10 protein-coding genes and 2 tRNA genes are annotated in these 12,542 nt (G+C 44.3%); 3 read left to right on the top strand and 9 right to left on the bottom strand.

Translation table 11 applies throughout. The features are described 5' to 3' along the window. The first annotated feature begins 194 nt into the window (after window positions 1-194). On the top strand, window positions 195-1,073 hold the full coding sequence (locus tag AAAT93_RS05615; RefSeq protein ID WP_117781679.1) for a YitT family protein: 879 nt from the start codon (window positions 195-197) through the stop codon (window positions 1,071-1,073). On the opposite strand, the gene coaBC is transcribed toward AAAT93_RS05615, so the two are convergent. The 8 genes from coaBC to AAAT93_RS05575 form a co-directional block, all read right to left on the bottom strand. After that, on the bottom strand, window positions 1,070-2,263 hold the full coding sequence (coaBC, locus tag AAAT93_RS05610; RefSeq protein ID WP_117781680.1) for a bifunctional phosphopantothenoylcysteine decarboxylase/phosphopantothenate--cysteine ligase CoaBC: 1,194 nt from the start codon (window positions 2,261-2,263) through the stop codon (window positions 1,070-1,072). The genes AAAT93_RS05615 and coaBC overlap by 4 nt on opposite strands. Window positions 2,264-2,588: 325 nt before the next feature. Beyond that, window positions 2,589-2,978: an aspartate 1-decarboxylase gene (panD, locus tag AAAT93_RS05605; RefSeq protein ID WP_117781681.1), complete on the bottom strand. Its 390-nt coding sequence runs from the start codon at window positions 2,976-2,978 to the stop codon at window positions 2,589-2,591. A 14-nt stretch (window positions 2,979-2,992) separates the two neighbouring features. After that, window positions 2,993-3,841 carry a pantoate--beta-alanine ligase gene (panC, locus tag AAAT93_RS05600; RefSeq protein ID WP_117781682.1) on the bottom strand — a complete coding sequence of 283 codons (849 nt, stop codon included), beginning with the start codon at window positions 3,839-3,841 and terminating at the stop codon, window positions 2,993-2,995. A gap of 241 nt (window positions 3,842-4,082) precedes the next feature. After that, a complete protein-coding gene (panB, locus tag AAAT93_RS05595) occupies window positions 4,083-4,910 on the bottom strand; it encodes a 3-methyl-2-oxobutanoate hydroxymethyltransferase (RefSeq protein ID WP_021985144.1) in 828 nt (275 codons plus the stop codon). Window positions 4,911-4,913: 3 nt separating this feature from the next. Continuing rightward, a complete protein-coding gene (locus AAAT93_RS05590) occupies window positions 4,914-5,759 on the bottom strand; it encodes a Rossmann-like and DUF2520 domain-containing protein (protein WP_227573489.1) in 846 nt (281 codons plus the stop codon). Between the two features lie 240 nt (window positions 5,760-5,999). Next, a complete protein-coding gene (gene guaB, locus AAAT93_RS05585; RefSeq protein WP_117781685.1) occupies window positions 6,000-7,451 on the bottom strand; it encodes an IMP dehydrogenase in 1,452 nt (483 codons plus the stop codon). 68 nt (window positions 7,452-7,519) lie between these two features. Continuing rightward, window positions 7,520-7,999 carry a chemotaxis protein CheX gene (locus tag AAAT93_RS05580; RefSeq protein ID WP_021985147.1) on the bottom strand — a complete coding sequence of 160 codons (480 nt, stop codon included), beginning with the start codon at window positions 7,997-7,999 and terminating at the stop codon, window positions 7,520-7,522. Window positions 8,000-8,122: 123 nt separating this feature from the next. Continuing rightward, window positions 8,123-10,270, bottom strand: a complete 2,148-nt coding sequence (locus AAAT93_RS05575) for an LTA synthase family protein (RefSeq protein ID WP_227573488.1) — start codon at window positions 10,268-10,270, stop codon at window positions 8,123-8,125. A gap of 169 nt (window positions 10,271-10,439) precedes the next feature. Between AAAT93_RS05575 and AAAT93_RS05570 the strand changes: the two genes are divergently transcribed. Together AAAT93_RS05570 and AAAT93_RS05565 are read left to right on the top strand one after the other, a co-directional pair. Then, window positions 10,440-10,511 (top strand) — tRNA-Gly (locus AAAT93_RS05570). 28 nt (window positions 10,512-10,539) lie between these two features. Beyond that, window positions 10,540-10,611: transfer RNA gene (locus AAAT93_RS05565), tRNA-Gly, on the top strand. 306 nt (window positions 10,612-10,917) lie between these two features. Here AAAT93_RS05565 and galT read toward each other — a convergent pair. Further along, on the bottom strand, window positions 10,918-12,408 hold the full coding sequence (galT, locus tag AAAT93_RS05560; RefSeq protein ID WP_118373411.1) for a UDP-glucose--hexose-1-phosphate uridylyltransferase: 1,491 nt from the start codon (window positions 12,406-12,408) through the stop codon (window positions 10,918-10,920). Between the last annotated feature and the right edge of the window lie 134 nt (window positions 12,409-12,542).

Here is a 12,542-nt window from a genome sequence, read left to right as displayed (position 1 = left end):
AATCAGCAATGTTTGAACACGATGTTCAAACAAGCCGCCACTGAGCCACGGATGGCGAATTGGCGGCGATTGCGTACAATTACAACTATCTATATCAGAACATCTAGTACTTCTTAGTTTCAATACATCTCATATTACTGCAATGAAATGCCAACATATTCACAAATACCACACACCGCAAAGGAGGGTTCCCCATGTTCCAGTCCATTGAATACAAACACCCGAAATTCTATCAGGTATTCCGGATCTTCATCGTTATCCTCGCGTCCATCATCTTCGCATGGAATCTGTGCTGTTTCGCACGTCCTGCGGGATTATTTCCGGGCGGTTTCTCCGGTTTATCTCTGCTTCTGCAGGAGATCTTCCAGAAATTCCTGCACATTCATGTTCCATATACACTGCTGAATGTCCTGTTAAATATCATCCCGGTCTACATCGGGTTCAAATTCATCGGACGGAAATTTACCCTCTACTCGATCCTCACGATCATTCTGTCGAGTATTTTCGTCGACATACTGCCTGCCTATGTATTTACGCAGGATGCCATGCTGAACAGTGTGTTCGGCGGTCTGATCAACGGATTTGCCATCAGCCTGTGCTTAAATGTCGGCACGACAACCGGCGGTACAGACTTTATCAGCATCTATCTGTCCCAGCGCAAAGGAATTGATGCGTGGAACTATATATTGTTCGGAAATGTCATGCTGCTGATTCTGGCCGGTTACCTCTTCGGCTGGTCGATTGCGCTTTATTCGATCATCTTCCAGTTCTGCAGCACACAGGCAATTCAGATTCTTTATAAACGATACAAAAAAGAAACATTATTTATCATCTCGGATTACTCCGAACAGATTTATAAAGCAATACGGGAAACAACCAACCACGACGCGACGTTGTTTCAGGGCATCGGCTGTTATGAAGAAAAAGAGAAAACTTTGATCTACTCTGTCATCAATACAGAAGCAAAACGCCAGCTCATTCCTCTGATTCGTTCGATTGATTCACATGCGTTTATCAATATCGTCAAAACCGAAGAACTCGCTGGCAGATTTCATGATATACCAAATGATTAATTTATCTTTGCAACGATTTCATCCAATATCGCATTTGCGACATCTTCTTTGCTCATCAGAGGGAGTTCTTTTTCTCCCTCTTTTGTTATGAGTGTCATAATATTCGTATCCACGCCGAATCCGGCACCCTCTACCTTCAGGTTGTTCGCAGCAACCATGTCAATATGCTTCTTATCTAACTTCTTCTTCGAATTTTCTACCATATGCTCCGTCTCCATAGAAAATCCGCAGATAAACTGTCCGTCCTTCTTATGCTCGCCAAGATATGACAGGATATCCTTTGTTCTTGTGAGCGGAATAGTCATGTTGCCATCCTGCTTTTTGATCTTTTCCTCGCTGACATTTTCCGGACGGTAATCGGCAACCGCCGCTGCCTTAATGATGATGTCCATGTCCGCGCTCCGGCTTGTCACTGCCTCATACATATCTTCCGCTGTGACAACCTTCACCATATCGACAAACAATGGATCCTCCAGCTTCGTCGGTCCAGCCACAAGTGTAACTTCCGCACCACGGAATGCCGCCATACGTGCCAATGCATACCCCATCTTACCAGTCGAATGATTCGTGATATAACGGACCGGATCGATGGACTCCTGTGTGGCACCGGCTGTCACAAGCACCTTCTTGCCTGCAAGGTCTTTGTCCATTGCGCAGGCACGGATAATATAATCCACAAGTACATGCTCCGGCGGAAGCTTTCCTTTGCCGATATCCCGGCATGCCAGATATCCTTCGTCCGCCTCGATGATTTCATATCCATAGGAGGCAAGCTTCTTCATGTTATCCTGCACGATTGGATTCTCGTACATATGTACATTCATGGATGGGGCAAGCATAACCGGACAGGTTGCAGGAAGCACACAGGTCGTGAGCATATCATCCGCAATTCCATTTGCAATCTTGCCAACTACATCCGCACTTGCAGGTGCAATCAGAATTGCATCCGCCTGCGTGCCGAGCGCGATATGCGGTACATGCAGTTCCATGCAACGGTCAAATGTATCTGTATAACAGTGGTTTCCTGTCAGTACTTCAAATGTCTCCGGTGTGATAAAATGTGTCGCATTCTCTGTCATCACAACATGGATGTCTGCATGCAGCTTGGAAAGCATGCTTGCAACATTCGCCATCTTGTAGGCTGCGATACCACCACTTACACCGAGCACGATCTTCTTTCCTGTAAGCATAATGTTCCTCCTAGTCCAAGGTATATTTTCTCCAGCAAATATGAAGCCAAACTGTATATATACATATATTTCAATATTGATTCATATTCATATACGATATGTTTGAGAGTTAGAAGTTCTTAATGTTCTGTAATTATACCAGCCATGTTTGAACACGATGTTCAAACAAGCCACCACTGAGCCATGGATGGCGAATTGGTGGCGGTGGCGCATATTTATCATATGTTCATCAGAACATTTAGAACTTCTTACTCTCAATACATTGTATATGAAGTGAATCATGTTGAAATATATGTTGTTAATTACAGTTGGCTTCACATTTGTTCTACATATCCTCTAGTCTACCATGTTTCTCGTAATTTGTCAGTCTCGAAATCTTATTCTCCTCATCCACAAATACAACCTTCGGCTTATGTGTCTGTACCTCTTCCGGCGTCATATCTGCATAACACATAATGATGATCTTATCTCCGACACACACCTGTCTTGCGGCAGCGCCGTTTAAGCAGATCATGCCGCTCTCACGCTCACCGGCGATCACATACGTCTCGAAACGGTTTCCATTTTCGATATCGACGATCTGCACCTTCTCATATTCGAAGATGCCAGCCGCCTCCATCAGTGCCTCATCGATCGTGATGCTGCCGACGTACTGCAGTTCCGCCTGCTTTACCGTTGCGCGATGTATTTTACTTTTCAGCATATTGACTGTCATACATGGTTCCTCCTCTAAACTGTATAGTGGAAATTATCAATAAGTCTTGCTTCGCCGCCGATGTTGACAGCGATTGCACACAGGATGTCACCCTTCAATGTGTCGATGCTCTGCATGGTCATACCGTCTACGATCTCCACATAATCGATGGTTGCAAGCGGCATTGTGTTGATCAGGTCGGTCATAGCCTTCTTGATCTTCGCTGCGTCACGCTCGCCATCTTCTACCATCTTCTTACCAAGGAAGATGGCCTTGGACAGGATTACTGCCTGCTTTCTGGACTCCGGAGAAAGATATGTATTTCTTGAGCTCTTTGCAAGTCCGTCTGCTTCACGGATGATTGGGCATCCAACGATTTCGATATCCATATTCAGATCGGTAACCATACGCTTGATTACAGCGAGCTGCTGTGCATCCTTCTCTCCAAAATATGCCTTATCCGGCTGTACGATATTGAACAGTTTATTCACCACGGTACATACACCACGGAAATGAACCGGGCGGGATAATCCGCACAGTGCATTGGTAAGTCCATTCATGTCAACGAAAGAACAAAATCCATCCTTGTACATCTCTTCCGGCTCCGGATGGAATATCAGACTTGCGCCGGCTGCCTCGCACAGCTTTGCATCTGCCTCTAAATCTCTTGGGTAGCTTGCCAGATCCTCAGTCGGTCCAAACTGCATTGGGTTGACAAATACACTGACTACAACCGCATCATTTTCTGCAACTGCCTTGTCGATCAGGCTCTTATGTCCCTCATGCAGATATCCCATTGTCGGCACCAGACCAACCTGCTTGCCTTCCTTCTTCCAAGCCTTGACTCTATCCCGAACTTCCTTCACTGTTGTTACGATTTCCATGTTATTTCTTCCTTTCAATATTCAAAGTTTTATTGTAAAGCAACGAAAACATAATAGGTGTATATGGAGTTGTACATAATTCAAATTTTAGCGCAGACCGTTGAAGCACGCTGGTACTTAACAAGTGACAACCTGTTGTCACGAGTTTAGTACCACTGCGTGCTGAACCGAGCGAGAGCGCGTCTGCGTGGAATTTGAAATTATGTACAACTCTTTTAGAACACGTAAATGTTTTCGCACCTTAGTACAATTTCTCGATTACATCATCTGCAATCGCATATGTATGCTCTGCAGAAGGATATGTGCCATCTTTCACTTCCTTGATATACGACTTGAACCCGTCGGTCATCTGCGGTCCAATCTCTGCGAAACGCTTCACAAACTTCGGTGTGAAATCACTGAACATGCCAAGCATATCTGCATATACAAGCACCTGTCCGTCGCAGCCATTTCCGGCACCGATACCGATGGTCGGAATATCTAACTTCTCTGTCACAAGCGTAGCCAGCTTCTCCGGTACACATTCGAGTACCACTGCAAATGCACCCGCATCCTGTACAGCCAGCGCATCGTCGATCAGCTTCTGTGCAGCCGCTTCCGTCTTTCCCTGTACTTTGAATCCACCAAATGCATTGATAGACTGTGGGGTAAGTCCGATATGTGCACACACCGGGATACCTGCCTGTGTGATTGCTTTAATCTGTGGTGCTACTTCTACACCACCCTCTAATTTCACTGCATTGGCACGACCTTCCTTCATCAGACGTCCCGCATTAACAACTGCATCATAGACCGATGTCTGATAAGACATAAACGGCATATCGATCACGACCAAGGCTTCCTTCGCACCACGTGCAACTGCCGCTCCGTGATGGATCATATCTTCCATTGTTACGGAAACTGTGTCCTCATATCCAAGCACGACATTTCCGAGGGAATCGCCAACCAGAATCGAATCCACACCTGCCTCATCCATCAGTTTGGCTGTCGAATAATCATACGCTGTCAACATTGTAAGCTTCTCGCCGGAAGCCTTTGCCTTTGCAAAAGTAGTTACTGTTTTTTTCATGGTTTACTCCTTCATATCCAATATAGTTTGAATTGCCTGACTGTCCGCATTGCACAATTGCTTCGAAAGCAGCCGGTACACCTCACGCGCATCGCCGTCAAGTGCCTGCAGATGCTTCTCCACCGTTGCCACATCGCCGCGGCTGACCGGTCCCGTCAATGCTTTCTCGCAGCCAAAGTGTTCCATATTCTCTGCATTATTTGCAAAGAGCGGCATCAGTGCGTGCTCTGCCTCCTCCGGTGTAAATCCGCACTCCGAAAGAAGGGTTGTCCCCATCTTATATAGTCCGATCACCAGATTGCTTGCAAATACTGCCGATGCATGATATTTCGCCTTTTGGTCTGCGGAAATCTGCCGGATCGTATGTCCCATTTTCTCAAACAGGCATATGAGTTCCTGCGTCTTCGTTCCTTCGCCTTCAATCGTCATGTAACAGTCTTGGAAATGTATGTAGGAATCCGTCTTCGAATTCACTGCATAAATAGGATGTATTGAATACCCGCTTACGCGACTACCCATACCAGAAAATATACGTGAGGAAAGAGCCCCACTTGTATGAATCATCGTTTTTCCATCCAGACACACCGAACTAGTTGCAATTTCTTCTGCCACGTTCGCGATTTGTCCGTCCGGAACCGTTAAAAATATAGTATCACACGCCTGAACCAATGTCTCCATGTCTTCATAGTATTTCGTACCAGTAAATCTCGCTGCCTCTCTCGCACTCTCCGGATTCCGACTATAGAAGCCCTCCACACAGAGCATCTCTGCATGTGACTTTGCGAAATCGGATAAATGTCTGCCGAGCGTAAAGCCCATTCTGCCAGCTCCAATCAATCCAATCTTCATACCATCACCTCTTCTTTCTGACCAAAGGGGTGTGCACCATATTCATTTCCCAGTATAGTTTCTCTCGAATACCATCCATTTCGCAATATAACATTTCAATTATCATTTGTAAATATATTTTTGGGGGATAATTGTATAGAATTTGATACAATCATACATACGGAAAAAAATGCATAAAAAAGACATCCTGCAAGATTTCTCTCACAGAATGTCTCTGATTTTTATATAGAGATTTTCCGATTACTCCACACTGTAGTTTGGTGCTTCCTTTGTAATCTGGATATCATGTGGATGGCTCTCCTTCAGAGAAGCGGCTGAAATCTCAACGAACTCTGCCTTCTCATGAAGCTCCTCGATTGTCTTCGCACCACAGTAACCCATACCTGCACGAAGTCCACCAATCAACTGGAATACAGTATCTTCAACCGTACCCTTGTATGCCACACGGCCTTCGACACCTTCCGGTACAAGCTTCTTTGCATTTGCCTGGAAATAACGGTCTTTACTACCATTCTCCATCGCTGCGATACTGCCCATACCACGGTATACCTTGTATTTTCTTCCCTGATACAGCTCGAAATCTCCAGGGCTCTCATCCGTACCCGCGAAGAGGCTACCCATCATACATACATTCGCACCGGCTGCAAGTGCCTTTGTGATATCGCCGGAATACTTGATACCGCCATCTGCGATAACTGGGATTCCTGCTGCATGTGCTGCCTCATATGCCTGCATGATTGCTGTAATCTGTGGAACACCGATACCGGCTACGATACGCGTTGTACAGATAGAACCAGGTCCGATACCGATCTTTACGGCATCCACGCCTGCATCGATCATAGCCTGTGTACCGGACTTTGTAGCTACGTTACCAGCGATAACATCAAGATCCGGATACTTCTCCTTGATCATGGCAAATGTCTTAAGAACGTTCTCAGAATGTCCATGTGCTGTATCGATAACGATTGCATCTACCTTGGACTTTACAAGCTCGTCTACTCTGTCGCAGATATCCGGTGTAACACCAACGGCTGCGGCACAGAGAAGTCTGCCCTGTGCATCCTTGGCTGCATTTGGATACTTGATCTGCTTCTCGATATCCTTGATTGTAATAAGTCCCTTCAACATCATGTTATCATCGACGATAGGAAGCTTCTCTTTTCTGGCTTTTCCGAGAATTGCCTTTGCCTCCTCGAGTGTGATACCCTCTTTTGCTGTAATGAGATTCTCAGATGTCATGGACTCCTTGATCTTCTTTGAGTAATCTGTCTCGAACTTCAAGTCACGGTTCGTGATAATACCTACCAATTTGCCGTTTTCTGTAATCGGCACACCGGAAATGCGGAACTTCGCCATCAGCTTATCTGCATCATCAAGTGTATGCTCCGGTGAAAGAGAAAATGGATCAGAGATAACTCCGTTCTCTGAACGTTTTACTTTATCAACTTCCTCTGCCTGCTGCTGAATCGACATGTTTTTATGAATAACTCCGATTCCACCCTGTCTGGCCATGGCGATTGCCATTCTGTGCTCTGTGACAGTGTCCATACCGGCACTCATAAGAGGAATATTCAACCTGATTTTCTTTGTGAGCTGTGTTGATAGAACAACGTCATTTGGAATAACACTTGAAAACTGTGGTACTAATAAAACATCATCAAATGTGATTCCCTTACCAATAATCTTACCCATTTGTCTTTTTCCTTTCCTTTCTTTAGTCTGATTATATTAGGTAATTCGAACCGATGAAGGTTCAGGTATTACTTATCCTCGTAAACGCAGATGTAAAGTCCGATGTATTCTTCCCCGCCATACATCAAAGGTACTTTAATTCCATCTATATCCGACTTCAACTGTAAGTCATTGCCATATACAGCAAGCGGCGGCGTAATATCGATGATAATTCCAAGTGTGGAAAAAATCGTTGCCGTATTCCCCATAATCATATTCCCCAGTTCATTTAATGCGGAGGATGCCATCTCATCCAACTCATTCACTGGCATTCCGAACATCATACGGGATGCAATATCCTTTGCATTGTTCTCCCGGATTGCCAGAATTACCTGACCTTTCATTTCTCCCACTACGCCGACCTGAATTGCATAATATTTGTCATGTAAATGAAAATCTGTCATCTCAGGCTTGCCAACTGTCAACTTCACCTGAGTAACACTTTCTACAATAGAAATACTCGACTGCAAAAAAGGGTTAATGTGCTTTACATCAATTGCAGGTACCATGTGCCCTCTCCTTAGTATTAATTTGAAATAGGTTAACGATAATTATAGCATACCTCTATCGAGTATTCAAACACTAAATCCAAATTGTTGTTAATTTTGTCATTAAATCCGTGTATCTGTACCTCAATGAAATGTATAGTCCGAAGATGAGCTTAAAACATGTCCCGAGTCATCCACCTGTTTGACTGTGATTAAGGCTCCATCGCTTAATGTCTGATCCTGTACCATCAATGTATTTCGATCAACATAGACCGTTTCTAATTGATCCTCGCCATCATACACCTTGGAATATTCATTGAAGTTTCTTCCCCGTACCACGGCATGATCGCCCTCATTGGAAACCCGGCTGATTCCAATCTCCTCCAGTCCCATAATCATCGGTTTTTCCCCAACTTCCGGAACCGGCGACTGACCATCATAGACATAATCATCTCCAAACAGCATATCATATGCCAGCAATGTCACCGCATGGTCAAGTTCTTCTTCGTTATCCTGATACAAGCAGTGTGCCCGCTGCACATATCCCATATTCAGATTCAATGCTTTAAATATTTTTGTCGATACCTCGCTCGCCCGGATATCTTCATCCGGGATATCCAGATTCATATTATTGACCAGAATATATTCTGTCTGAAACTGGCTGTGCGGTAACTGATCATCATCAAATGTGATCGTTGGCAGATGATCTCCATATAAAAGCAGAATATAATCTTCTCCTATACTATCAAGAGCATTGATCAGGTCATGGATCATCTGATCCATCTCATGAATCTGATTTACATAGTATGTGAGCTGGTTTTCCTTTACCGGATCCTGCGGATAACTGACCTTGATTTTCTCATCACAGGCGCCTAACTCTTCCGGATACTTTCCATGTCCCTGTACACTGATTGTAAATACAAAATCCTGACCTTCCGTACTCCGCAGACAGTTTTTAATATTGTTGACCAATATTTCGTCCTTCGCCCAACCGGTTGAAGTCTTCTCTACATTGTACATATATTCAAGCGAGATAAAGCGCTCAAACCCCATCTCATTATAGACATCCTTCCGGTCATAGAACGAGGACTTGTTGTTATGCATGGCGAAAGTATGATAGCCTTCCTTCTCAAGCAGGCTGCACATGCCTTCAATCGGTTTTTTATTCACCGTCGTCTTGTATGGATACTCTCCTGCTCCAAAATACGCCGATCGGATGCCTGTCAAAACCTCGAATTCCGAATTTGCGGTACCTGCACCGAGTGCAGGCATCGTCAGATATCCGGACGGGAATTTTTCTTTCAATCTTGTAAAATTCGGAACAGGATCTTCCGAAAGCGTCAATCCCTTCACAACCTTAGGATCAAAGAACGATTCTAACTGTACACAGATAATATTGGGTGTCTTTTTCTTCGATGTATCTGCTTCCAGTTCCTCACTGTTCAGCTTATTCCGCAAATGGAGCATCGTCGTTTCATCGTAATCATCCGGCTTTGAAATACCATTGTCAATAATACTGTTCGTGAAGCAATAAGCAAATCCATAATCCTGATATGCCATACCGAGATTTGCAAAATCGTCCGAGATGATGTTATGGCTCACATTAAAGTTCGTAAAGAGCATAATGCCTATCCACATAACAATACAAACAACCATCGTCCGCATGACATGCTTTTTCCCCTCAAACTTCGGAGATTTCCGGAACAAAATCACGATTCCGGCGATCACCGCCACCGCTGCCACGACCAAAAGCACCTGCTGTACCTTAGAGAAATATACGTCCAGCATGGATATCACGTCCTTCACCATCAGAAGGTCAATCGCCGCAAATGGTGTGATACGATAGCCAAGTACCACAAAGTTTGCAAAACCGCAGATCAGCCAGACAATACTGATCAACACGATACCGAATACCCGCTTTCTTAAGAACAACGCAAACAATAAAGTAAAGAATATAATGGAGGTATTATACAAAAATACGATTGGCGAAGACACCATAAACTTCACACCAAGTACAAGCGACCGCCTTCCCAATATCTCCATGAGAAGCTCCAGGCCAAATGCAATCAGAAAACACCGTGCGATCCATGTCTGAATCGAATATTTCAAAAAATGCTTTACCTTTGACCAGAACGATGAATTTGCATCCACTTTCTCAGGTACTTCTTTTTCTTCATTCTTGACAATCTCTTCAGACCCGGTTTTCGTTTCTCCATTTTTTACGATTTCTTCAGACCCGATTTTCGTTTCTTCTTTTGTTTCTTCCTGATCCTTTATTATCTTCTCAGACATTTTACCGCCCCTTCAATAATAATCTTTATAATGATACTCAATTATAGGAGAAATGCCTGTATAAAGCAAGCTACAATTTTAAAATTTTTTTCAAAAAGTTGTTGACACATATAGAACTACTATGCTAATATATAACACGTCGTCGGTACGAAGTACAAAACGACAAAATGCGCGAGTGGCTCAGCGGTGGAGCACCTCCTTGCCAAGGAGGGGGTCGCGGGTTCGATTCCCGTCTCGCGCTCTCAAAAATTAAATAGTTTGTTTTATTTGCGCGAGTGGCTCAGCGGTGGAGCACCTCCTTGCCAAGGAGGGGGTCGCGGGTTCGATCCCCGTCTCGCGCTCTTTTTTATTCTCCGTAAAGCATTGATAATACTAGCTTTACGGATTTTTTATTTTATGCAATTTGAGTCCGTTTGAGTCCGCGTTTGGAGTATTCTCTTCTTTTTTCATATACTTGCTCCAAACAGAAAATTTGCTACTGATTAAAATTTCAGCCTGCCAGCAGGAATTCATAAAGCGAAAACAGGAATGCCTTCATAAACCGCATTCCTGTCTCCACCATAATTTCTAAAAAGCCCTATATAATCACATCTAATAATCATATCCACAATCAAAACTATAATTATCAGAATGTTCAGTCCTTATTCCTACAAAGAATCCACAAACCGCATAAACGCAGCCTGTCCCTCTTCTGTCCGCTTATATACGCCTGCACATTCAAGTACCTTTACGAATACCTTGCTGATCTCGTCGTGCAGGATCTCTGTGATATTCTCCGCGGTAATCTCATAATTGCCAATCCATGAATCTACCCAGTCTGCGTGCTTCTCAATGAGTGCATTCTTGCGGATATCCTCGCCTGCTAATATTGCCTTGGATAATTCTGCCATCTCGCCCTTCAGACGTGCTGGAAGTACGGCAAGTCCCATAACCTCGATCAGACCAATATTTTCCTTCTTAATATGATGCAGGTCTGCCGATGGATGATAAACGCCCCACGGACATTTCTCGGTTGTAATGTTGTTACGGAGTACAAGATCCAATTCGAGCTTATCGTCATGCATCCGCGCAATCGGTGTAATCGTATTGTGTGGGACACCGTCCGTCTCACTGAAGATAAATGCATCCGCATCCGTGTATGCCCGCCAGCTTGTAAGGATATGGTCGGCAGCTTTCGCCATCACTTCCATATCATCGCCCTGCAGACGGATGACTGACATCGGCCATTTCACAATACCGGCTGTGACACTCTCAAATCCCGGAATCACAAACTTACGCTCATAATCTGCCTTTGCCATTGCGAACACATAGCCACCACCCTGAAAATGGTCATGGCTCAGGATCGAACCACCGACGATTGGAAGGTCTGCATTGGAACCAGCCATATAATGTGGGTACTGTCTGACAAAATCCAAAAGTTTGCGGAACACCGCATAATCAATCTTCATTGGGATATGCTGCTCATTGAAGATGATGCAATGCTCGTTGTAATATACATATGGCGAATACTGTAAATAATAGTTCTGTCCATCCAGCTTGATTGGAATCACACGGTGATTCTGTCTTGCCGGGTGTGAGAAATGTCCTGCGTAGCCTTCATTCTCCTTGCAAAGCAGGCAAGCCGGATATCCGGATTTCTTCGCCTGTCCGGCCTTCGCGATATCGCGCGGATCCTTCTCCGGTTTGGACAGATTGATCGTGATGTCGATTGGACCATATTCAGTGTCAGTCACCCATTTCTCATCTTTTGCGATACGGTCTTTCCGGATATAGTTCGTCGCCTGACTAAACTGGTAATAATAATTGGTTGCTTCCTTCGGGCTTTCCGCATAACGCTTCGCGAATTCTGCCCGTACCACACTTGGCGGTGGCGTAATACAGCCCATAATCTTCGTATCGAACAAATCCTTTGCTGTTATGGTATCTTCTTTCATGATGCCATTTTCATGCGCATATGTCATCATGTCCTCTAAAATCTCACAGACAGCTCTTGACTCTGTAATCTCCGGGTTCTCCTCATACTCCATTACATCAAACAACTCCAGCAGACGGTTCGTCGCATACACCTCATCTGCCTCGCAGATCAGACCATTGTTCTTACCATATATCACTAATTCACGAATCAGATCTGTAATCATAGTGATTCCTCCATTCTTTATCTTCCATCTTATTTTACAAGCAAAACGTCCGTTTCATCTAAACCGGCGGTTTTATATATGTGATGTCACATGCTTTTCAAATCATCATGCTTCTATATCAACATTCTTTCCTG

The sequence above is a fragment of the Coprococcus hominis (ex Arizal et al. 2022) genome (assembly GCF_040094675.1).
Lineage (GTDB): Bacteria > Bacillota > Clostridia > Lachnospirales > Lachnospiraceae > Coprococcus_C > Coprococcus_C hominis.
This window is presented reverse-complemented; position numbering and strand designations above follow the sequence as displayed.

What these genes read in the sequence shown, in the direction of transcription:
- AAAT93_RS05615 (WP_117781679.1), top strand. Translation starts at nt 195, where the DNA reads ATGTTCCAGTCCATTGAATACAAACACCCGAAATTCTATCAGGTATTC.
- coaBC (WP_117781680.1), bottom strand. Translation starts at nt 2,263, where the DNA reads ATGCTTACAGGAAAGAAGATCGTGCTCGGTGTAAGTGGTGGTATCGCA.
- panD (WP_117781681.1), bottom strand. Translation starts at nt 2,978, where the DNA reads ATGACAGTCAATATGCTGAAAAGTAAAATACATCGCGCAACGGTAAAG.
- panC (WP_117781682.1), bottom strand. Translation starts at nt 3,841, where the DNA reads ATGGAAATCGTAACAACAGTGAAGGAAGTTCGGGATAGAGTCAAGGCT.
- panB (WP_021985144.1), bottom strand. Translation starts at nt 4,910, where the DNA reads ATGAAAAAAACAGTAACTACTTTTGCAAAGGCAAAGGCTTCCGGCGAG.
- AAAT93_RS05590 (WP_227573489.1), bottom strand. Translation starts at nt 5,759, where the DNA reads ATGAAGATTGGATTGATTGGAGCTGGCAGAATGGGCTTTACGCTCGGC.
- guaB (WP_117781685.1), bottom strand. Translation starts at nt 7,451, where the DNA reads ATGGGTAAGATTATTGGTAAGGGAATCACATTTGATGATGTTTTATTA.
- AAAT93_RS05580 (WP_021985147.1), bottom strand. Translation starts at nt 7,999, where the DNA reads ATGGTACCTGCAATTGATGTAAAGCACATTAACCCTTTTTTGCAGTCG.
- AAAT93_RS05575 (WP_227573488.1), bottom strand. Translation starts at nt 10,270, where the DNA reads ATGTCTGAGAAGATAATAAAGGATCAGGAAGAAACAAAAGAAGAAACG.
- galT (WP_118373411.1), bottom strand. Translation starts at nt 12,408, where the DNA reads ATGATTACAGATCTGATTCGTGAATTAGTGATATATGGTAAGAACAAT.